Here is a 22,104-nt window from a genome sequence, read left to right as displayed (position 1 = left end):
AGGCAAAGTAGCCCGCTCACACCAAACATCCTGTTTGCAGTTGTCCGGGTTTTTTTATTTCCGCGTTTCGCGAAGATTATATTTAGGAGGGGAAAAAAGAAATGCACCTTCGGAAAACAGCTACACTGGTCCTCGCGCTATTTGTGCTCGCCATCCTGGCCGCAGGCTGCGGCGGCGGGGACAAACAGGCCGCCAAGCCGAAAACCGAGCAAATGTTCCTGCTGACCGGTTCGACCGGCGGCACATACTTCGCTCTCGGCGGTTCGATCGCCAACACCTGGAACAAGCATCTCGCCGGTAAAGTTCAAATCACCTCACAACCTTCCGGCGCCTCGGTGGAAAATATCAAGCGCCTCGGCAAAGGCGAGGCCCACCTCGGCATGGCCATGAACAACATCGCCGATCAGGCCTGGAAGGGTGAGGGAGATGCCTTCAAGGACACTAAGGCCATCAAGAACTTCCGCACCATCGGCGTCATCTACCCCGAAGTCTATCAGGGCTTCGTCGCCGCCGACAGCCCCGTCAGTTCCATCGCCGACCTCAAAGGCAAGAAAGTGGCCATCGGCCCCACCGGCAGTGGCACAGCCGTAATCTCCAAGGACATTTTCGCCGAGTACGGACTGCAATTCTCCGACTTCAAACCTGAATTCGCCGGCTTCGGCGACGCCGCCAATAAATTCAAAGACGGTCATATCGACGCCAATTTCGGCGTTCTCAGCGTTCCGGCGGCCGCCATCCAGGATGTCATGACCGCCCGCAAGATCAAGATGGTGGAGATCAAAGGGCCGACCTTCGATAAAATGAAGGCCAAATATCCCTTCTTCAGCCAGTTCGTCATCCCCGCCGGCACCTACGGCAACGAGAAAGACGTCTACACCGTGAGCATGCAGGCCGCCCTTTACTGCAAAGCCGACCTCAAGGACGACATTGTCTACGAACTGACCAAGACCTTCTACGAAAAAAGCGCCGAAATAGCCGCCGCGCATGCCGCCGGCAAATACATCAAGCTTGAAAAAGCCATCGACGGCATTACCACTCCGCTCCATCCCGGCGCCATCAAATACTTCAAAGAAAAAGGCGTTAAAATCCCCGACAACCTTATCCCCAAATAACCCCCTCCCTACGGGGGAAGCCAGGCCGAAGCTGGGCTTCCCCCGTTTTCCCCCGCCGACATAACTAACACCCTCGCCGAGGGAGGATAATATGGCTTACAAAAACGACGACAGCAAAAATAAAGCCGCCGAATACGCGATCGTTCCCGACAAGACCGCTGAGCAGGATGCCGAAGCCATTCTCGCCAAGTATGATCCCGAATTCAGTTTCCGCAAGCTGAAAGGGTATTGGCCGCACCTCATCACCGTCCTCTGTGTCATCTGGTCGTTCGGCCAACTATACACCGCCGCCTTCGGCGTCTTCCCGTCCACCCTCCAGCGGGCGCCCCACGTAGGCTTCGCCCTTGTCCTCATCTATATACTTTACGCCGTCAGCCGCAAACGCAAAAGCGTGACAGTTCCCTGGAACGACCTCATTATGATTATGCTGTCAGCCGGTGTCGCCCTCTACCATGTCGTTTTTTACGAAGACATCATCAACAAAGCCGGCAACTACGATAACCTCGACTTCGCCGTTTCGCTGGCCGCCGTCCTGCTCATCCTCGAAGCCAGCCGGCGCGTCGCCGGCGTGGTCATCACCGCGCTGGCCGCCATTTTCCTCGTATACGCCTACATCGGCCCCGAACTTCCCGGTTTCCTCGCCCATCCCGGGTTCACAATAGAGCGGATCGTCACCTTCCAGTGGCTGAGCACCGAGGGCATCCTCGGCATCCCGATCGACGTCTCCTCGACCTTCATCTTTCTCTTCATGCTGTTCGCCTCTTTCCTAAAACGATCAGGCATCGGCGACTGGATGACCAACGTCGCCGTCGGCATCACCGGCGGCGCGGTCGGCGGCCCGGCCAAAGCGGCGGTCATCGCCAGCGCCCTGCAGGGAACGATTTCCGGCAGCTCGGTCGCCAATGTCGTCGGCACAGGCTCGGTCACCATACCCCTCATGAAAAGCATCGGCTACCGGCGGGAATTCGCCGGCGCCGTCGAAGCATGCGCCTCCACCGGCGGTCAGCTTATGCCCCCGATCATGGGCGCCGCCGCTTTTATCATGACTGAGTTTCTCAATATACCCTACATTCAGATTGCTCTGGCCGCCGCCATTCCCGCTTTATTTTACTTCACCGGCGTCTTCATCTCCGTCCACCTCGAAGCCAAGCGCACCGGGCTGCACGGCATCCCCAAGGAAAAACTGCCTGACTGGCGTTCCCTGATCAGAACACGCTGGACCCTCGCCCTGCCCATCGTCGCCATTGTCGCCTTTCTGACCTATGGATTCACGCCGATGCTCGCCGCTCTCTTCGGCCTTCTCGCCATCATCGCCGTCTCCTTCCTTCACGCCGAAACGCGGATGAGCCCCAAAGACTTCATCCAGGGGCTTGAGGACGGCGCCCGTTCCGCGCTGCCGGTGGTAGTGGCCTGTGCCACCGCCGGCATCATTGTCGGCGTCATCACCCTCTCCGGCCTCGGCCTCAAGATGGCCGGCGGCATCGTCGCCCTGGCCGGCGGCAGCGTCTACCTCACCCTCATCTTCACCATGATCAGCTCCCTCATCCTCGGAATGGGCGTGCCGACAACCGCCAACTACATCATCCAGTCGACCATCTCCGCTCCCGCCCTCATCCAGGTTGGCATCCCCCCGCTCGCGGCCCACCTGTTCGTCTTCTACTTCGGCATCATCGCCGACATCACCCCGCCCGTGGCCCTGGCCGCCTTCGCCGCCTCCGGCGTCGCCAAATCCGAGCCCTTCCGGACCGGCTTCGAGGCTTTCAAACTCGGCTACGGCGCTTACATCGTACCCTACGTTTTCGTCATGTTCCCCTCGCTGTTGTTCATTCAGTTTTCCCTGCCCAATTTCATTGAAGGATTCCTGACAACCTTCCTCGGCATCTACGCCATCGGCGCCTGCACCACCGGCTACTTCCACAGACCCTGCCAATGGTGGGAGAGGGTGGCGCTTATCGCTGGCGGGTTTATGCTGATATCGCCCCGCCTTGAGTGGGAAATAGCCGGCGCAGCTATTCTGGTTATCGTGTACTTCCGCCAACGCCTGGTTTCCAAAAGCAACGTCAGCGCCCAGGCATAAGACGAAAGCTGCCGGTCGCACCAGCGTCTTAAACAAAACGCCCCGCAACGGCAGACCGTTGCGGGGCGTTTTCAGTAGCTGCTATTTGAAGCAGTGCGGCGCCTGGATATCAACCATCGTTCTAAGCCCCGGACGGGCGTTGACAACCGCCGGGATGGCGTTGATAAGAATGGCGCAGGTCGCCACGTCGCCGTTGACGCCGCCCTTGAACGACGAATCCAGCGAAGGCGTACCGTCGATGACGATGCGGTCCCTGACGTCGGGCTGGCCGATGGCGGCGCGGAAGATCATCGTAACCAGCTCTTCGCCGCCCACGATGCCGCGGCCGATCTGCTGGACGCCGAGAACGTCGCCCGCCTTCACCGTCAGGCCTTCGGTTTTCACCTCATGCTCGGCGACGATCGGCGAGATGATGTCTTCCGTCTTGTCCAGCTTCCAGCCGAGACTGGCGGCGATCATGTGCATCGACTCGGTCAAACCCACATGGCGCAGCGTACCCTCCTTGACCCTGTCGTGAAACTGCGCCACGGTGAGGCCGGCGCCGATCTTCTTCTGGAAGGGGATGCGCCGGAAGGTCGCATCCTGGATGCGCTCCACCGTAACCTTGCGGACGTTGCGGCATACCCCGGTCATGACCACCGGGAGATAATCCATCAGGAAACCCGGATTGACGCCGGTGGCCAGCACGGCGACATTGTTTTCCTTGGCCAGCCTGTCGATTTTACCCGCAAGTACGGGGTTGGTCAGCCATGGATAGCTCAGTTCCTCGCAGGAGGAAATGACGTTGACCCCGTACGGCAGTAGCTCCGCCAACTGGTCGGCGGTTTTAGCGAGGCTGGAAGTCGTTGTAAGGATGACGGCATCGACGTCCTTACCGCCCAGCACCGCTTTCATGTCGGCGGCGACCTTCACCCCGAGTGGCGGCAGCCCCGCCAGCACGCCGATATCCTGGCCCGCTTTAGCCGGATCTGCGTCGATCGCTCCCACGATCTCGATGCCGGCCTTTTCCGCCAGGAACTGCGTCACCTTGTTGCCGATCGGCCCCAGACCCATTTGGACAACCCGTGTTTTCTTCGCCATTTCTTTTCTCTCCCTTAACATTTTATTTGTCGGCCGACGCCCTTGTCTATCTTTCTTTGCCGCCGGCAGGGAAAATAAAAAGACCAAAACAGCAAGCGAGCTTGCCGGTTTTGGTCTTATCTATCTCGGTAGATGAACGGGGAATCCATCAACCAATAAATAAAACTTACATTCGGTTGCTATTAATTATAACATTTTTTGAATAATCTAACAACTTATTTTTTCCTGGTCGGCTTTGCCCAATACCGTATAGCGGTTGTAGGCGTCTTTCAGGGCAACGATCAGTGGCTTTTGCGCCAGGCCGTGAAAGCGGCGGCGGATATCGGCCACCATCTCGCCCGACTCTGTCGCCAGATTGCGGCCGACAAGCAGCGAGCGGATAAAGTCTTTCGTCATATCGCGGGCGGTATTGCAGGTCGCGTCCACGATCATATCGGTTGTCTTGTCCACGACGAGGCTGAGGAAGAAAACCTGGTAGTCGTTGGCGATCGGGTCGTCCTTGGCGGGCTTCGCCACGCCGGTGATGAATACTGTCGTCGGTGCATACTCCATCATGGTTGCCTCCCGCGCATGCAAACGTAACGGCCATGAAAAACCGTACCGAAATTTATTATAGTACCAATAGCCAGAAAATTCAATCACCGCCGCGCCGGGAAAAGCGCGAGCGCTTTCCCGGCATGGGGAATGGGTTGTAGAATGCCGCTGCTTTATATGGTATAATTAGGAGGGGAAATAGTAAGAAATTTCGATATAATCAGAAAAGGAGAGTGTCTTCTGTGATCAACCTGAACGACTACTTGGCGCCAGGCATCGAGGCGGTCGTCCAGAAAACCGTCCGCGACGCCGACACCGCCGCCCACCACGGCAGCGGCGCCCTTGCCTGTCTGCTGGCCACCCCGGCCTATGTCGACCTGATGATCCACGCTGCCGTCCAAGCGGTGGAAAAACGGCTGCCGGAAGGCTTTATCACCGTCGGACGCTATATGGAATTCACTCACGACGCCCCCACCGGCGCCGGCATGTCGGTCACCGTAAAAGCGGTCTTATCCCAGGTCGACGGCAACAGGCTGCTGTTCGACATCACCGCCTGCGACGAACTGGGCGTGATCGGCAGCGGCAGGCACGAGCGGGCCGTGGTCAACCGTGACCAGCTAATGCAGAAAGCCAAAGAGCGGATGAAAGACATCGCGCGCAATTACCTTAAATAACTCACAAGAAAGGTGGCTGGCAATGGCGAAAACAGTTGCTGATTCGGAAGTGCGTTTCTCGAAAAATCTTGTTCCGACCCGGGCCCACCCGGGCGGCCGCGTGAACGCCGGTGAAATTATGCAAATGATGTACAACGCCGCCCATAAAGCTGCGCAGAAGCATTCCGGGACTGATGTGACCGCTATCGCGGTGGACGAAATGGTGTTTCTCAACCCGCTTCATGTAGGGTCGGTGGTTACCGTCCACGCCTTTCTTACCTTCACAGGCAGAACGTCGATGGAAGTCGAAGTTAACCTTTACCTTGAGGACTTGCCGACGACTAAGGCGGTGCTGACCTCCTATTTCGTGATGGTTGCCCTGGACGAACAGCAACGGCCCGTCGCCGTTCCCGCTTTGCAGCTAACCGGGGATGAGGAAGAAAACCGCTTTGCCGAGGGACAGCGCCGCTACGCAACGCGCCAGAAACTGAAGGATGTCCACTAAAAAACTCGGCGAGAGGGTTAACGACCGGATTTGAATTATATTCGCCACCCGCTGGCCGGCGGGTGGCCTTTGCTTTGCCGTGCGAAAAATACAATATCAATCCTTATTTACGGCCGGTACGCCTATATATATGTTATAATTTGGATTAGAGTCAAGCTGAGCGACACCAATACCAGGAGGCGCAAAGATGATAAACGAAGCCATCAAAGAAAAACTCAGGGCGGCCGTAGGATCCGAAAACGTTCTCGACAAAGACCTCGACCGATTCGGATATTCCTACGACTCCTCCTTCATCCCCCTGCTGCCGGCCAACAGCCCCGAACTTGTCGTCCGTCCGGCGACGACCGCCGAAGTATCGGCGGTCATGGCCATCGCCAACGACTACGGCATACCCGTGACGGCGAGGGGAGCTGCCAGCGGGCGCACCGGCGGCAGCATCCCGGTGCAGGGGGGCATATCGCTCTCCCTCGACCGGATGACGAAAATCATCGAACTCGACGAGCGCAACATGATGGTCACCGTCGAGCCGGGGGTAAGGACGATCGATCTCTATAACCACTGCGCCGCCAAAGGGCTGTTCTACCCGCCCGACCCGGCCAGCTGGAAAATGTCCACCATCGGCGGCAACGTCGCCGAGAACGCCGGCGGCATGCGGGCCGTCAAGTACGGCGTGACCAGCAACTATGTAATGGGACTTGAGGTCGTTCTTGCCGACGGCCGCGTCATCAACACCGGCGGCAAGGCGATCAAGAATGTCACCGGCTACAATATGACCAGCCTGTTCACCGGCTCGGAGGGCACCCTCGGCATCATTACCAAAGTGCTGCTGCGCCTCATCCCCATGCCCAAGGCCCGCAACACCCTGCAGCTAATGTTTCCCTCGCTCGACAACGCCTGCGCCACCATCCACGGCATGCTCCAGGCGGGGGTCGTGCCGGCGTCGGCCGAGCTTATGGACAAAATGAGCATCCAGGCGGTCGCCCGCCACCGCAAAATGGACATCGACCCGGCCATCGAGGCGTGCGTCATCATCGAGGTCGACGGCGAAGACGAGGCCGCGCTCGCCAAGCAGGCCGGCCGGATCGAGCAGATCGCCCGCGGCTTTGCGGTGGCCGAAGTGCGTATCGCCGCTTCGGCAAAAGAAGCCGACGACATCTGGGCTATCCGCCGCGGCCTGAGTTCGGCTGTCGGCGCCATGGCGCCCACCCGCCTCGGCGAAGACATCTCCGTGCCGCGCGACGCCTTCCCCGAAGTCGTCCGCCGCATCAAAAAGATAGCGGAAAAGTACAACCTTCCCATCGCCGTCTACGGCCACGCCGGCGACGGCAACCTCCACCCGTCCGTCCTCTGCGACCTCGACAACCCCGAGGAAGCCGAGCAGGTCCACAAGGCGGTCGACGAAATCTTCGCCGCCGCGCTGGCCGTGGGCGGCACCCTGTCCGGCGAGCACGGCATCGGCATGACCAAGCGTCGCTATATCGCCGACGCTCTGGGCGAAGACGGCGTTGCCGCCCTCAAGGCCGTCAAGCAGGCTCTCGACCCCAAAGGCATCCTCAACCCCGACAAAATCTGGTGACAGTGAGCAAGGAGTCTTGAAATGACAACGACCAACACCCACGACCTCTTGAAGGAAGTCAAGGATATCGTTACCAAGTGCGATCGCTGCGGCACCTGCCTGACGGTTTGCCCGCTGTTCGGCGTCAAGGACGTCGAGGCTTCGAGCGCCCGCGGCAAGAACAACATCGCCCGCGCCGTCGTCGAAGGCGGTTTTAACCCCGACGCCAGCGTCCTTGAGGCGATGAACTTCTGCCTGCTGTGCCGGACCTGCATCGACAACTGCCCGAGCAAAGTCAAGACCGATGACGCCATGATCGCCCTCCGCCAGTACATCGCCGACCGGCAAGGCGGACCGGGCGTCAAATACCGCGCCCTCGGCGTCATGATGAAGAAACGCAACCTCGTCAAATTCTCCGCCGGTGCGCTTAAAGTGGTGCGCAAGCTCGGCCTCGGCGGCCTTGTGCCTTTCGGCATGGCCCCGGCGCCGTTCACCCGCGAGCAGTATCTGTCCCGGTTCGCCGGCCCCGCGGCATTGGCCGGCGAGGCGCCCGCCGCTCAGGCCGCCGTCGGCGAAAACGCCAAAGTTGCCTACTTTCAAGGCTGCGGCATGCGGATGATGTTCCCCGAAGCGGTGGCCGACACCCTCGCCGTCCTCGGCGCCGTCACCACGCCCCGGCAGGTCGACAACGTCTGCTGCGGCTTGCCCCATCTGGCCCACGGGCTGCGTGAAGACTTCCTCGCCCTCGCCAAAGAGAATATTACGCTGTTCGCCGACGCCGACATCGTCGTCAGCGACTGCGCCAGCTGCGCCGGTACCCTCAAGCACTTCGGCGCCTACCTTGCGGACGATCCCGAATGGCAGGAGGCGGCCAAAGCCTTCAGCGCCAAAATCATGAGCCTGTCGGAATACCTCGTCAAGGCCGGCTACAAACCGCGCCAACGCTCTGCCGCCAAGATGACCTTCCACGAACCGTGCCACCTCGGCCGCGGCCAGGGGATCAAAAAAGAGCCCCGCCAACTGCTTGCCGCGGCGGGGGACTTCGTCGAAATGGCGGGAGCCGACACCTGCTGCGGCGGGGCCGGGTCGTTCCACACCGATTACCCCGAAATCGCCGCCGCCATCCTCGATAAGAAACGGGCCAACATCGAAAAGAGCGGCGCCGACATCGTCGTGTCCGAGTGCCCGGTCTGTCTCGTGCAGATGAATAAGGCCGCGCAGAAAAGCGGCGGCCGTTTCAAGGTTATGCACATCAGCCAGGTTCTGTAGCGGGCGCTTTTGCGCCCGTAAGGCGAACCGGCCGCGCGAGCAAGTCGGCGCGGCCGGCGTGTTTTTTAGGGCAGCTTTCGGATGACTTCCTGCAACGGGCCGAGGGCATCGCTAAGCCGCGTAAGGTCGCGCTCGTCGAGGCAGGCGATCCGCGTTTCGAAAATGCCGATGGCCTCCAGTCTTTTCTCGGCGAGGAAATTCTTCCCGGCCGGCGAAAGGCGGATCTTCACCACCCGGCGGTCGCAAGGATCGGGCTCTCTAAGCACCAGCCCGGCCGCCACCAGCCGGTCCACGATCGGCGTCAGCTGCTGCTTGGCGATCAACACATCGCCGGCGAGTTCGCTCATTGTGGAGCAGTCCCGTTCGCACAGCGTGAACAGCACATGCATCTGCATCGGGCTGAATTCGTGCTTGACCTGCTGGGCGGCATGACGCACCAGCCGCTTGCGGAGGAGGAAAAGCAGGTCGAAAAGTTGTTCGGCGGTTTCCGTCCGGTTCATAAAAGCGCCTCCCCACCGTTATTTCACGTTGACAAGCTACTAACATAAGCAGTAATATGTAATATATAGTAAACACATATTAACAATAAATTATTATTAATATTTAACAACATTTTATCACAGTCATTGTCAAAAGTCGATAACTACTGGCAGACATGCCAGAGCCCTTATAAATAAGGAGGATTATTCATGCTCAGAACTTTCAGCAAACGCAGCAGCTACGCCGGCCTGGTAGCCGCCGTGCTCGTGGCGGCCACGGTCGCCGGCTGCGGCGGCAAGGAAGCGAGGCCGGCCCAGGCGGTGGCCGTCAAAGCGACCCAGGTTATCAAGCGGGACACCCCGGTTACATACGAGTATGTCGGCCAGGTGATCGCCAAGAACGAGGTGCAGATCCGGGCCAAGGTTTCCGGCAACATCATCGCCAAAATGGTTACCGGCGGCGCCACCGTCACAGAGGGGCAGCCGCTTTTCCAGATTGACCGCCGCCAATACGAAACAGCCCTGCTGACCACCCAGGCGACTCTCGCCCAGTCGGAGGCGACGCTCGCCAACTCCCGCCTCGACACCATCCGCTACCAGAAGCTGGCTGCCCAGCAGGCGATCGCCAAGCAGGCCCTCGACACCCAACTGTCGGCCGAGGCTCAGCACGCCGCCGTTGTCGCCGCCAACCAGGCGCGCGTCCAACAGGCGGCCAACGACCTCAGCGATACCCTCATCGTGGCTCCCTTCAGCGGCCGCATCGACGTCAAGGACCCGGCCGTCGGCAGCTATGTATCCGCCGGCTCGACCGTCCTGGCAACCATCTCGACGGTCGACCCCGTCTTCGTCCAGTTCAGCCTCAGCGAGACCGAGTACCTGAAATTCACCCGCCTCGGCGCGGTCAGCGCCACCGGCGAATGGGGCAAAAACCTTGCCCTGTTGCTCAGCGACGGCTCCAAATACCCGCTTGCCGGCCAGATCGAGCAGATCGACCGCGGCCTGAGCACCGATACCGGCACTCTGACCATCAAGGCGTCGTTCGCCAACCCGCAGAAAATCCTTATCCCCGGCATGTTCGCCCGCATCGTCGCCCAGGGCGAAATGCGCTCCGGCGCGCTGCTCGTGCCCGAACGCGCCGTGCAGGAGATGCTCGGCAAGACCTTTATCACCGTCGTCGGCAAGGAAGACAAAGCCGAGTCGCGCCCGGTGAAGATGGGTCCGAAGGTCGGCATCATGTGGATAGTCGAAGAAGGCCTGGCGGAAGGCGACCGGGTGGTCGTCGAAGGTTTCGCCAAGGCGCCGCCGGGTACGCCCCTGCAGATAACGATGATTACGCCGGAAGACATCAAACCAGCGGCGAAGCAATAGGAGGTACTCCGTGGCCAAATTTTTTATCGACCGGCCGATCTTCGCCATCGTGCTGTCGATCGTCATAACCCTCGGCGGCCTGATCGCCGCCTTCAACCTGCCGATCGCCCAGTACCCGCAGATAACGCCGCCGCAGGTCAGCGTCAGCACGTCCTACGCCGGCGCCAACGCCGACGTCATCGAGCAGACGGTCGCCCAGGTCATCGAGCAGCAGGTCAACGGCGTGGAAGACATGATCGCCATGCAGTCCACCAGCTCCGACAACGGCTCGTACTATTCGCTGAGCGTCAAGTTCCAGCTCGGCAAGAACGCCGACATTGCGACCGTCCAGACCCAGAACCGCGTCGCCCAGGCCAACGCCGCCCTGCCCACCGACGTCCAGCAGGCCGGTGTTTCCACCTTCAAGGCCTCCCAGGACCGGGCGCTGATTTTCGCGCTTTACTCGCCCAATGGTACATATGACCGCATCTTCCTCAAAAACTACGGCAGCCTGAACTTCGTCGATGACCTCAAACGCGTCAAGGGCGTTGGCGAGGTCAGCGAATTCGGCTCCGACTTCGCGATGCGCATCTGGCTGCTGCCCGACAAAATGGCTCAGCTCAAGGTCACATCCGCCGACGTCGCCACCGCCATCAAGCAGCAGAATATCCAGGCCCCGGCCGGTATTGTCGGCCAACTGCCCTCCAACCCCAACCAGGAGCACCAGTACAGCCTGCGCGCCAAAGGACGTCTCAGCGACCCCGAGGAATTCGCCCGCATCGTCGTCCGCTCCCAGAGCGACGGTTCCTTCATCCGCATCGGCGACGTCGCCAAAGTCGAGCTCGGCGCCCGGGACTACGGCTTTTTCTCCGATACAGACGGACAGCCCACGGCCGGTTTTTCCGTCCAGCTCAGTCCCGATGCCAACGCCCTCGAAACGGTCGCCAACTGCATCGCCGTCATTGAGGAAGCCGCAAAGCGCTTCCCCAACGACATGAAATACAAGGTCGTCTTCGATAGCGCCAACTATGTGCGCGAATCGATGAAAGAGGTGGCCTGGACATTCGCCGAGGCGATCGCCCTCGTGCTGCTCGTCGTCTTCATCTTCCTCAAGAGCTGGCGGGCGACGCTCATACCGATGCTTGCCGTGCCGGTATCGCTCATCGGCACCTTCGGCGCTTTCCTCCTCCTCGGCTTCTCCATCAACACCCTCACCCTGTTTGCCATGGTGCTGGCCATCGGCCTGGTCGTCGACGACGCCATCGTCGTCATCGAGGCGGTCGAGCACCATATGCGCTACAACGGCCTCAGCCCGCACGACGCCACGGTAAAGGCGATGAGCGAGGTTCAGGGACCGGTTGTCGCCATCGCCTTCGTGCTGGCGTCGGTTTTCATTCCTGTCGCCTTCCTCGGCGGTACAATGGGCGTCCTCTACAAGCAGTTCGCCCTCACCGTCGCCGTATCCATGGGATTGTCGGCCATAGTCGCCCTGTCCCTAACCCCGGCGCTGTGCGCCCTGCTCCTCGAGCCTTATAACCCTAACGCCCATGGCGGCAAAATCGGTATGGTGCTCGAAAAATTCAACGACTGGTTCGACAGGATGGTCGAGCGCTACGGCGGCTTCCTCGCCAAGCTCTTCCCCAGGGCGCGGCTCGCCATCGTGCTCCTTGTCGTGCTGCTCATTCTCACCGGCGCCCTCTTCCGGGTGCTGCCCTCGTCCTTCGTCCCCGACGAGGACCAGGGATTCGTCATCACCAGCGTCTCCCTGCCGGAAGCGTCCAATATGAACCGCACCCGCGAAATCCTCAACAAAGTCGCCGCCAACATCGACGGCCAGCCCGGCGTCGATACAACCATGGCCGTCACCGGCTTCGACCTCCTCAGCGGCGGTCGCAAGCCCAATGTCGGCGTCATCTTCACCAAGCTCGACAACTGGGACGAGCGGCCCTCCAAGCAGCTATCGGTTAGCAGCCAGATCCAGCAGATCTTCATGAACAACGCCGCCATACCCGAGGCGACCATCCTCGCCTTCGCCCCGCCGGCCCTGCCCGGCATCGGCACCACCGGCGGTTTCACGATGATGATCGAGGACCGCGCCGGCACGACACTCGACGAGATGGATAAAGTCTCGAAGGAATTCGTCGCCGCCGCCCGCAAGCGTCCCGAGATCGGCATGATCTACTCCTCGTTCAGCAGCAACACACCCGGCTTCGAATTCGAGGTCGACCGCGAGAAGGCCCTGAAGCTCGGCGTCCCGGTCAGCGATGTGTTCAGCGCCCTCCAGGCGTACTTTGGCGGCTCGCAGGTCAACGACTTCAACCGCTTCGGCCGCTCCTACAAGGTCGTCATGCAGGCGGAGCCGCAGTTCAGGAGCGACGTCGACGCCTTGCGCTTCTTCTATGTCCGCAGCAGCAATGGCACGATGGTGCCGCTCAACAACCTGCTGAAGCCCAAACCGGTCAACGCCCCGTCGCTCATCAAACGCTTCAACAGCTACCGCGCCATCCAGATCGGCGGCAACCCCGCCCCCGGCTACAGCTCGGGGCAAGCGCTCGTAGCCCTAGAGCAGGTCGCTAAAGAGACCCTGCCGACCGGATTCGCGTTCGAATGGGCCGACCAGAGCCGCGAGGAAAAAATCTCCGGCAGCAAAGCGCCGCTGATGTTCGCACTATCCATCCTGTTCGTCTTCCTATGCCTGGCGGCGTTGTACGAGAGCTGGACCGTGCCCTTCGCCGTCCTGCTGTGCGTGCCCACCGGGGTGTTCGGCGCCTTCTTCTTCCAGTACGGCCGGCACCTGTTCAACGACCACATCAACAATAACATCTACATGCAGATCGCCCTGATCATGCTCATCGGCCTGGCGTCCAAAAACGCCATCCTGATCGTCGAGTTTGCCAAGGTCAGGGTTGATAAGGGGATGGCCTTCATCCCGGCGGCCATCGAAGCGGCCAAGATCAGGCTGCGGCCGATCGTCATGACCTCGCTCGCCTTCATCATCGGCTGCATCCCGCTGGCTATCGCCAGCGGCGCCGGCGCCGGCGCCCGCAACGCCATGGGTACGGCGGTCGTCGGCGGCATGTTCGCCGCCACCGCGTTCGGCATCTTCCTCATCCCGGTGCTGTTCGTCATCGTCGAGCGGGGCGCCCAGAAACTCGCCGAATTCAAGCGCCGCCGGCGGGAAAGCAAAGCCGCGGCCAGAGACCTGTAAAGCAATAACGCAAAAGACGCCAGCCCGAAGCGGGCTGGCGTCTTTTTTTATATATCTATTCGTATCTCAGCGCCTGGATAGGGTCGAGCAGGGCGGCCTTGCGGGCCGGATAGAGGCCGAAGAACAGGCCGATCAGCACCGAAAATCCGAACGACACGACGATCGCCGCCGTCGAGATTACCGGCTTCCAGCCGGCGACGGCCGAGATGCCGAACGACGCGCCGACGCCGAGGATAATGCCGGCAATGCCGCCGACCACGCCGATGCTCACCGCCTCCACCAGGAACTGGAGGAGGATGTTGCGGTACCTGGCCCCCAAGGCCTTGCGGATGCCGATCTCCCGCGTCCGCTCCGTCACCGACACCAGCATGATATTCATGATGCCGATACCGCCGACCAGCAGCGAAATGGCGGCGATGTTGCCGAGGAGCAGGGTGATGGTGCCGGTCGTCTCGCTGGCCGTCTGCATGACGCTCACCAGATTGCGGACGGTGAAGTCGTCGCTTTCGTCCGGCTGCAGCCCGTGGCGGGTCCTGAGCAGTGCGGTGATATCGGCCTGCACCTGGTCGATGACCTCGGGGCTGGCGGCCTGGATGCTGACCGCCTGGATGTAGGTCACGCCCAGCAGCCGCTCTTGGGCGGTCGTCAGCGGGACAAGGACAGTGTCGTCCTGGTCGCCGCCGCCCATCGACTGTCCCTTGCTGGCCAGCACGCCGATGACGGTGAACGGCGACTTATTGATCCTGACAGTCTGGCCGACCGGGTTGGTTTCACCGAAGAGGTTTGTCGCCACCGTCTGACCGATGACCGCCACCCGGCTCCTGGTGTCGAGGTCGCGGCTGGTGAAGAACGCGCCGCTAGCCACCTCCTGGTTGCGGACAGGCAGGTATTCCGGAGTTGTGCCCGTCACCGACGTCGTCCAGTTCTGGTTGCCTGCGACCAGTTGGTAACCCCGGCTGACGCTGGGGGCGACGTAGTTGACGCCGCCGACGTTACGGGCGAGAGCCTGGGCATCCTTGTAGGTGAGGGTGATGCCCGAACCGGCCGCTTGCCGCGAGCCGCCGGCCGACGAGGCGCCGGGGGTGACGATGATCAGGTTGCTGCCCAGGCTGGCGATCGAGTCCTGCACCTTGTCGCGCACGCCGAGACCGATGGAAATCATGGCGATGACGGCGCCGACGCCAATGATGATGCCGAGCATGGTGAGGATGGAGCGCAGCTTGTTGGCCACCAGTGCGCTCCAGGCGATGGCGACGCTTTCTCTCAGCATGACGCTCACTCCTTCCGGTCGTCGCGGACGATCAGGCCGTCGCGGACATGCACGACGCGGCGCGCGTTCTCGGCGATGTCGGGCTCGTGGGTTACGAGGATAACGGTGCGGCCGAGGCTGTTGAGGCTGCGGAAAATCTCCATAACCTCGTTGCCCGACTTGGTGTCGAGGTTGCCGGTCGGCTCGTCGGCCATGATGATCGTCGGATCGTTAACCAGGGCGCGGGCGATGGCCACCCGCTGGCGCTGGCCGCCCGAAAGCTCATTGGGCAGATGATGCATACGCTCCTCCAGCCCGACCATGGCGAGTGCCTTGGCGGCCCGTTCGTTCCGCTCCGCCTTGGCAACCCCGGCGTAGACGAGCGGCAGGGCGACGTTCTGGTGAGCGTCCATGCGGGGCAGCAGGTTAAAGCTCTGGAAGACGAAGCCGATCTTCTTGTTGCGGGTGACGGCCAGATCGTCGTCGCCGAGGGTGGCGACCTCCTGGCCGTCGAGCATATACGAACCGTGGGTCGGCCGGTCGAGACAGCCGAGAATGTTCATCATCGTCGACTTGCCCGAACCGGACGGGCCCATGATGGCGGTGAATTCGCCCGCCCCGATAACCAGGTCGACGCCGGCGAGGGCGTTCACTATCGTATCGCCCATCTGATAAGTTTTTCTCACATCCGACAATGCTATCGTCAATTATATTACCTCCTCGGTCAGCGGACCATCATGCCGCCCCGCTGCTGTTGCTGCTGGGGCTTGGCCTGGGAGACGACGATCTGGTCGCCGTCGGTCAGACCGCCGGTTATCTCCACCCGCTCTTCGCTCGTAAGGCCGGTGGTCACATTGACATTAGTCGCCTGGCCGTTTTTCATAACGACCACATACTGTTGGTTTTTGTTGGTTTTGATAGCCGACAGGGGCACGGTGAGGGCATTTTTGCTCTCGCCGACGCCGACCGACACCCTGGCGGTCATTGTGGGCTTGAGCTCCCGGTCGCCGGCGTCGACGTCGATAATCACCCCGTAATAGACGACATTCTGCTGCACCGTGGCCTTCTGGGAAACGCTCGAAACCACGCCGGTGAACACCTTGCCCGGATAAGCGTCGACCGTGAAGGTCGCCTTTTGGCCGACAGTCACCTTGCCGATGTCGCTCTCGTCCACCTGGGTCTCGATCTGCATCTTCGACAGGTCGGCCACCGTCAGGATAACCATCGGGTTGGAGAGGCCCTGGGCAACCGTCTGGCCGGCGGGGATGGGCTTGCCGATCACCACTCCGTCAATCGGGGCGCGGATAACGGTGTCGTCGAGCTGGGACGAGGCTTCGTCATAAGTGGCCTGGGCCACCTTGTACTCCATGCGGGAGGCGTCGAGCTGCTGGTCGGACACGGCGCCGATCTTGTTGAGGCGGCTGTTGCGTTCAAAATTGGCCTGGGCGTTGGCCAGGCGCTCGCGGGTCTGGGTTACCTGGGCCTGTAGACGGCTGCTGTCGAGGACGACCAGCACCTGGCCGGCCTTGACGACGTCATTTTCCTGCACCTTTGTTTCCTTGATCAGGCCGGTGATCTTCGAGCTTACGTCGACCATGTTCACCGGCTTGATGGTGCCGGTGGCCGACACCACCGAGGTCACGTCGGCCCTGATCACCGCCGCCGTCTGGACGTTGGGAGCGGCCTTGGCCTTGCTGCTGGCCTGCCAGGCCAGTCCGCCCTTGACGGCGACCGCCAGAACGATGGCGAGGAGAATCCATTTATTATGTTTGACGATTCTTTGCCAAATTGCCTTCATTCCGGCACCTCCGCTATATATTGCGCTACTCGACCGCCAGGCCGATGGCCTTGGTCAGTTTCGCCTTGCTGACGTTGAAGTCGTACAGCGCCTGGTAGTAGTTCGTCCGGGCCTGCGCCAGGGCCAGTTGGGCGTCGATAACGTCGATGTTGGTGCCTACGCCGGCGTCGTACTTCTCGCGGGCGATGCCGAGGTCTTCTTCCGCCTTGGCGATCGCTACCTCGGTCGTTTCGAGGCGCTTCTCGGCCTCCTGCATCGACAGGTACTGCTGGCGGACCTCAAGCTCGACGGCGTCGGCCGTCTGGCGGGCCTGCTCTTTAGCCTTGTTCAGGCCGGCGTCGGCCTGCCGGACCTTGGCCTTCGTCACCCCGGCGTCGAACACGTTCCAGTTGGCTGCCAGGCTGACCGTCCAATCGCCGCCGCTTTCCGGCAGGGCGGAATCGCTCCACCCTTTGGACGCGCCGAAGGTCACGGACGGAATGTTGCCGCTCTCGGCCACCTTTACGCCGCTCGACGCCATATTGACGCCGGCTTCGGCCTGGGCAATCTCCGGCCGCTTCGCGCGCGCCATGGCGATGCTGTCCTCAAGCGATTTGTCGTACTTCTCGTACTTCAGCGCGTCGGTAAGGACGATCTCGCTGGCCGGGTCTACGCTCATCACGTTCTTCAGGTTGGCCAGGGCAAGCTCGTAGCTGTTTTTGCTCTTGATGAGGTTTTGCTCGGCGTTGGCCAGTTCGACCTCCGAGCGGAGAATGTCGGCCTTGGCCACCAGTCCGACGTTGTATTTCGCCTGAGCGGTTTTCAGATGCTGCTGCAGGTTCTTGACCGATTCTTCGTTGACGGTCACGAGGTTGCCGTTCTGCAGCACGGCGAAGTACGCGGCCGCCGCGTCGAGCCGCACCTGCTGCTCAGCCTTGGCAACCCCGAGGGAGGCGCTTTTCAGCCCTTCCTTCGCCTGATCGACGAGCCCTTCGGTGCGGCCGCCGTTGTAAAGCTGCCAGTTGAGCCGCAGGCTGTTGTTCACCCCTTCGCTGGACGGAGCGTAGCTCGTGCCCGGCTGGCGGCTGTAAGTGCTGCCCAGCGACAGCGTCGGCCAGCGGCCAGCCGCGGCCTCGTCCACGCCCCAGGCGGCCCGGTCCTTGTCGGCGCCCGCAATCTTGAGGGCGGGGTTATTGCTTACGGCGGCGGCGATGCTGTCCTTCAGGGTCAGCTCCTGAGAAGCCGCCTGCGCCACCGGCGCGTTCAGCAGCAGAACGGCGGCGAGCAGGGCGACGGCGGATCGGTTCGTGTGTCGGGACGGCATATCCATTCCCCCCTGTTTTTAGCTGATGTAAAAGGCGCGAAACGATACAGGGCAATTCTAACCGACCAGTTTTAGTTTTTCTTTAGAGGGGGGGTGGAAAATATAGAAAGGGGCGCCCTCGCGGGCGCCTCTATCCCTCACTTCACCGGCAGCGTCACGCTGATCTTCGTCCCCGCGCCCACCGTGCTCTCGGCTTTTATCTTGCCGCCGTGGCTTTCGACGATCCAGCGGGCGATCGCCAGGCCCAGCCCGGCGCCGCCTTCGCCGCGCGAGCGGGCCCGGTCGCCGCGGAAAAAACGGTCGAAGATTTGCGGCACATCCCCGGGAGCTATCCCGACGCCGGTATCGGCGACCGTCAGGACGGCCTGCCCCGCCTGGCGGCGGCAGGTCACCGACACGCTGCCGCCCGCGGGAGTGTACTTCACGGCATTGTCGAGCAGGATGACTAACAGCTGCTGGATACGCTCCCGGTCGGCGCACAGCGTCATGCCGTCTTCGGCCGCCACCCCGAGCGCCACCCCCTTCTGCTCGGCCAGCGGCCGGAACTGCTCGGCTGCGGTGACCACAAGGTCGCCGAGCCGCACCTCTTCGGCCGCAAGCTCCGGCTGGCCGGCGTCGGCCCTGGCGAGCGTCAGCAGCGCGGCTACCAGCCTGCTCATGCGGCTTGCCTCGCGGACGACGTTGGTGATGCGGACGCTCTCCTCCCGGACGGTGCGATCAGGGTAGCGGAGCAGCAGCTCGGCATTGGTTTTGATAACCGTCAGCGGCGTCCGCAGCTCATGGGAGGCATCGGCCACAAACTGCTGCTGTTTTTCCCACGCCGACCTCACCGGCACCAGGGCCCGCCCGGCCAGGAAATAGCCGGCCACCACCGCCGCCAGCATCCCGGCCGCCGTAGCGGTGAGAATGATCACCAGCAGCCGCCGCAGCATCGCCGTCTCCGTGTCGACGATCGCCACGGCCACCACGTCTGTCACGGCGAACGCCCCCTCCGGCCGCGCGAGCAGCTCCCCGTCGCCCTGGTAAGGTACGGAACGGGAGCGGTAGATATGGTCGCCGGCCCGCTGCATCTGCGGTTTGCCCGGCCTCGCCCCCGCCGCCACCCCCTTTACGGCCTCGATGTTATCCACCGGATAGAAATTGACGACCCGGCCGTTGGCGTCGCGGACAAACAGAAAAATCCGCGGGTCGAAGGCGACTGGGCGGCTGAAAACCATGCTCGGCCGGCCGCCGGCGACGCGGAAGGCTTCAAGCCTGTCGCGCATCGCGTCATCCACTTCGTCGAAGAGCTGGTAGGCCACGAAACCGTACAGCGAGCCGCCGAACCACGCCAGAACGAGGAAAAACACGAGCGAATTGAGGATGGTCAGCTTGCGGAGTGTTTTTTGGAACATGCTACTTGTCCTTCAGCATGAAACCCGCCCCGCGGATTGTCTGGATGACCGCGTCGCGGCCGAAGGGGGCGAGCTTTTTGCGCAGATAATGGATATAGAGGTCGATGATGCCATGGGTGGTATCTGATTCGAAGCCCCACACGCGGTCGAAAATCTGCTCGCGGGTAAGGATCTGTTCGCGGTTGAGGAGCAGGAACTCCAATAGCTCATACTCCTTGACGGTGAGGTGGAGGGGGTTGCCGGCCACGAAAGCGTCCTTCGCCTTCGGGTTGGCGGCGATGCCGCCGTAGCGGAGCTCCCCGTCCGCGCCCACCGGACCGCCGCGGCGCAACAGGGCCTTGACTCTGGCGAGCAGCTCGGGGACAGCGAACGGTTTCACCAGATAATCGTCGGCGCCCGAATCAAGCCCGGCAACCTTGTCGGCGACGCTGTCCCTGGCGGTCAGCAGCATGATCGGCGTGCGGCTGCCGCCAGCCCTCAGCAGCCGCACGATATCCAGCCCGCCCATGCCAGGCAGCATCATATCGAGGATGAGCAGATCGTACACCCCCTGCCGGGCGCGATAGAGGCCCTCGTCGCCGCTGCCCGCCTCGTCGACCGCGTAATCGTCCTCCTTCAGCACCGCCACGACAGCCTCACGCAGGGGGGCGTCGTCTTCCACCACCAGGATTCTCATCGGCACACCTCCGCCGTTTCTAACCTTAAGGTGGCACCCCGCGCCTGCTCTTATACCCTCCGCGGTCCGACGATGCGGAGACAAACAAAAAAAGAGTATCTCGCGATACCCTCTCGATGGCGTAATATGCGGATAGCCGCGTGCGCGGCTACAGGAAGACGACTTTGTAAAGATAATAGGTCAGGGCGCTGGTTATGCCGCTGGCCGGGATGGTGAGCAGCCATGCGAAGAGCATCTGACGGGCTGTAGTCCAGCGCACCGCCGTTACCCGCTTGGCCGAGCCCACGCCCATTATCGAGCCGGAAACGACGTGGGTCGTGCTGACCGGGAGGTGGAAGAAGGTGGCGCCGAAAATAACGAGGGCCGAGTTTAGGTCGGCGGCAAAGCCGTTGATCGGCTCCATGCGGAAAATGCGCGTCCCCATAGTTTTGATGATCTTCCAGCCGCCGGCGGCCGTGCCGAGGCCCATAGATATGGCGCAGGCAAGTTTGACCCAGGTGGGCACCTCCAGGGAGGGGATCTGGCCGGCGGACAGCAGGGCGAGGGTGATGATGCCCATCGCCTTCTGGGCGTCGTTGGAGCCGTGGGAAAATGACATCAGACTCGCCGACACGAACTGCATCCGTTTGAAGCCGGTATTGAGGACGCCGGGGCCCAGACGTCCGAAAATCCACAGCATGATGATCATCACGAAATAACCAGTGATAAGGGCGATAACGGGCGAAAGGACGAGGGAGAGGACGATCTTTTGGATGCCGGCCAGCTTCAGGACTTCTAAACCGCGGCCGGCGATGACCGCGCCCATCACGCCGCCGATCAGCGCGTGGGACGAGCTTGACGGGATGCCCAGCCACCAGGTGAGGATATTCCAGAAAATCGCCCCGACAAGCGCGGCGATGATCACCGGCTGGTCGATCATTTGCGCCGATTTGACGATATCGCCGCCGATCGTTTTGGCGACCCCGGTGCTGAATAGGGCGCCAAGGAAGTTAAGGGAGGCGGCCAGCCACACTGCGTGCTGCGGGGCGAGCGCCCGCGTCGATACCGACGTGGCAATGGCGTTGGCGGTGTCGTGGAAGCCGTTGATGTAATCGAAGGCCAGGGCGAAAATAACTACAGCGTACAGCAGCCACAAATCAGGCATATTTCAGCACTACCCTTTTCAGAAGCTGGGTGATATCTTCGCAGATATCGAGGGTATCCTCCAGGCTGGTGAGGATTTCCTTCCACTTGATTATCTCGACCGGGTCGCAGCCCTCGCGGAAAAGCTTGGCCATCTCCCGGCGGTAAAGAGTATCCCCCTCCGTCTCCAGGGCCAATATCCGGTTGCAGCGGGCCTCGAGCTTAAGATGCTGCTTCTTCAGCTCGCCCAGGTAGTTGATGCATTTGACCACCTGGGTGATGCTGGTGTGGACGAGGGAAACCAGTTCGCGGACCTCGGGCGAGGCGACGCCGACATTGTACATGTGCATCTTATCGACGATCCCCTTCATAGCGTCGACAAGGTCGTCCAGTTTCTGGGCGAGAGCGAAGATGTCCTCGCGGTCGAAGGGGGTGATAAACGTTTTATGGAGCTTTTTGAGGATTTTCTCCACCAGCTCGTCGGCTTCGGTTTCGAGTGTTTCCACTTCGGACAGGATCTCCCCGAGCCGGTCCTGCTCCTCGAAAGCCATCACCATCGTCTCGCTCGCCTTCTTGGCGATCGCGGCGTGGTCGGCCAGAAACTCGAAAAACTTTTCTTCTTTTGGCTTCAGACGAAAGGCCACGATGAGTCCCTCCCCGGAAGATTCTTGAACACTTTGATTATAGCATATACTTGTGTACATTATAAGAGTACAGCCGGAAGGCGGAATAATCGGATAAAT

General features: G+C 61.3%; 19 protein-coding genes. 8 read left to right on the top strand and 11 right to left on the bottom strand.

Annotation, left to right across the window (positions count from 1 at the left end):
• Positions 1-101: 101 nt before the first annotated feature.
• Both RIN56_17710 and RIN56_17705 read left to right on the top strand, forming a co-directional pair.
• Positions 102-1,112 carry a TAXI family TRAP transporter solute-binding subunit gene (locus tag RIN56_17710; GenBank protein ID MDR7868637.1) on the top strand — a complete coding sequence of 337 codons (1,011 nt, stop codon included), beginning with the start codon at positions 102-104 and terminating at the stop codon, positions 1,110-1,112.
• Positions 1,113-1,203: 91 nt separating this feature from the next.
• Positions 1,204-3,189, top strand: coding sequence for a TRAP transporter permease (locus tag RIN56_17705; protein ID MDR7868636.1), 1,986 nt, complete (start codon positions 1,204-1,206; stop codon positions 3,187-3,189).
• A gap of 81 nt (positions 3,190-3,270) precedes the next feature.
• Here RIN56_17705 and RIN56_17700 read toward each other — a convergent pair whose 3' ends face one another.
• The gene (locus tag RIN56_17700; protein ID MDR7868635.1) at positions 3,271-4,269 is read right to left on the bottom strand and encodes a hypothetical protein; all 999 of its coding nucleotides are present in this window, start codon (positions 4,267-4,269) and stop codon (positions 3,271-3,273) included.
• 207 nt (positions 4,270-4,476) lie between these two features.
• Positions 4,477-4,824, bottom strand: coding sequence for a DUF3870 domain-containing protein (locus RIN56_17695; GenBank protein ID MDR7868634.1), 348 nt, complete (start codon positions 4,822-4,824; stop codon positions 4,477-4,479).
• 221 nt (positions 4,825-5,045) lie between these two features.
• On the opposite strand from RIN56_17695, the gene RIN56_17690 reads away from it, so the two are divergent.
• The 4 genes from RIN56_17690 to RIN56_17675 all read left to right on the top strand — a co-directional run bounded on the left by RIN56_17690 (position 5,046) and on the right by RIN56_17675 (position 8,785).
• Positions 5,046-5,477: a hypothetical protein gene (locus RIN56_17690; GenBank protein MDR7868633.1), complete on the top strand. Its 432-nt coding sequence runs from the start codon at positions 5,046-5,048 to the stop codon at positions 5,475-5,477.
• A gap of 22 nt (positions 5,478-5,499) precedes the next feature.
• Positions 5,500-5,961 (top strand): acyl-CoA thioesterase, encoded by a 462-nt coding sequence (locus RIN56_17685; GenBank protein ID MDR7868632.1) that lies wholly within the window; start codon positions 5,500-5,502, stop codon positions 5,959-5,961.
• Positions 5,962-6,148: 187 nt separating this feature from the next.
• Positions 6,149-7,537, top strand: coding sequence for an FAD-linked oxidase C-terminal domain-containing protein (locus RIN56_17680; protein MDR7868631.1), 1,389 nt, complete (start codon positions 6,149-6,151; stop codon positions 7,535-7,537).
• A 21-nt stretch (positions 7,538-7,558) separates the two neighbouring features.
• On the top strand, positions 7,559-8,785 hold the full coding sequence (locus tag RIN56_17675; GenBank protein ID MDR7868630.1) for a (Fe-S)-binding protein: 1,227 nt from the start codon (positions 7,559-7,561) through the stop codon (positions 8,783-8,785).
• 65 nt (positions 8,786-8,850) lie between these two features.
• Here RIN56_17675 and RIN56_17670 read toward each other — a convergent pair whose 3' ends face one another.
• Positions 8,851-9,285 carry a MarR family transcriptional regulator gene (locus tag RIN56_17670; protein MDR7868629.1) on the bottom strand — a complete coding sequence of 145 codons (435 nt, stop codon included), beginning with the start codon at positions 9,283-9,285 and terminating at the stop codon, positions 8,851-8,853.
• 189 nt (positions 9,286-9,474) lie between these two features.
• On the opposite strand from RIN56_17670, the gene RIN56_17665 reads away from it, so the two are divergent.
• Entirely contained in the window at positions 9,475-10,632 is a 1,158-nt protein-coding gene (locus RIN56_17665; GenBank protein ID MDR7868628.1) for an efflux RND transporter periplasmic adaptor subunit, read from the top strand.
• A 10-nt stretch (positions 10,633-10,642) separates the two neighbouring features.
• Positions 10,643-13,819 carry a multidrug efflux RND transporter permease subunit gene (locus RIN56_17660; GenBank protein MDR7868627.1) on the top strand — a complete coding sequence of 1,059 codons (3,177 nt, stop codon included), beginning with the start codon at positions 10,643-10,645 and terminating at the stop codon, positions 13,817-13,819.
• Positions 13,820-13,874: 55 nt separating this feature from the next.
• Here the strand turns inward: RIN56_17660 and RIN56_17655 are convergent, their stop codons facing one another.
• The 8 genes from RIN56_17655 to RIN56_17620 form a co-directional block, all read right to left on the bottom strand.
• A complete protein-coding gene (locus RIN56_17655) occupies positions 13,875-15,089 on the bottom strand; it encodes an ABC transporter permease (GenBank protein ID MDR7868626.1) in 1,215 nt (404 codons plus the stop codon).
• A gap of 5 nt (positions 15,090-15,094) precedes the next feature.
• The gene (locus RIN56_17650; protein ID MDR7868625.1) at positions 15,095-15,775 is read right to left on the bottom strand and encodes an ABC transporter ATP-binding protein; all 681 of its coding nucleotides are present in this window, start codon (positions 15,773-15,775) and stop codon (positions 15,095-15,097) included.
• A 17-nt stretch (positions 15,776-15,792) separates the two neighbouring features.
• On the bottom strand, positions 15,793-16,866 hold the full coding sequence (locus tag RIN56_17645) for an efflux RND transporter periplasmic adaptor subunit (GenBank protein MDR7868624.1): 1,074 nt from the start codon (positions 16,864-16,866) through the stop codon (positions 15,793-15,795).
• Positions 16,867-16,891: 25 nt separating this feature from the next.
• Positions 16,892-18,169: a TolC family protein gene (locus RIN56_17640; protein ID MDR7868623.1), complete on the bottom strand. Its 1,278-nt coding sequence runs from the start codon at positions 18,167-18,169 to the stop codon at positions 16,892-16,894.
• 137 nt (positions 18,170-18,306) lie between these two features.
• Positions 18,307-19,563 carry a HAMP domain-containing sensor histidine kinase gene (locus RIN56_17635; GenBank protein ID MDR7868622.1) on the bottom strand — a complete coding sequence of 419 codons (1,257 nt, stop codon included), beginning with the start codon at positions 19,561-19,563 and terminating at the stop codon, positions 18,307-18,309.
• A gap of 1 nt (position 19,564) precedes the next feature.
• Positions 19,565-20,239 (bottom strand): response regulator transcription factor, encoded by a 675-nt coding sequence (locus tag RIN56_17630; protein ID MDR7868621.1) that lies wholly within the window; start codon positions 20,237-20,239, stop codon positions 19,565-19,567.
• A 148-nt stretch (positions 20,240-20,387) separates the two neighbouring features.
• Positions 20,388-21,383 carry an anion permease gene (locus RIN56_17625; protein MDR7868620.1) on the bottom strand — a complete coding sequence of 332 codons (996 nt, stop codon included), beginning with the start codon at positions 21,381-21,383 and terminating at the stop codon, positions 20,388-20,390.
• Positions 21,376-22,005, bottom strand: coding sequence for a DUF47 family protein (locus RIN56_17620; protein MDR7868619.1), 630 nt, complete (start codon positions 22,003-22,005; stop codon positions 21,376-21,378). Before RIN56_17620 ends, RIN56_17625 begins: the two co-directional genes overlap by 8 nt.
• Positions 22,006-22,104 lie beyond the last annotated feature (99 nt).

It is taken from the genome of Sporomusaceae bacterium (assembly GCA_031460455.1).
Classification (GTDB): domain Bacteria; phylum Bacillota; class Negativicutes; order Sporomusales; family UBA7701; genus Anaeroselena.
The sequence above is the reverse complement of the archived record's forward strand: the minus strand, read 5'-3'. Positions and strand labels throughout refer to the sequence as shown.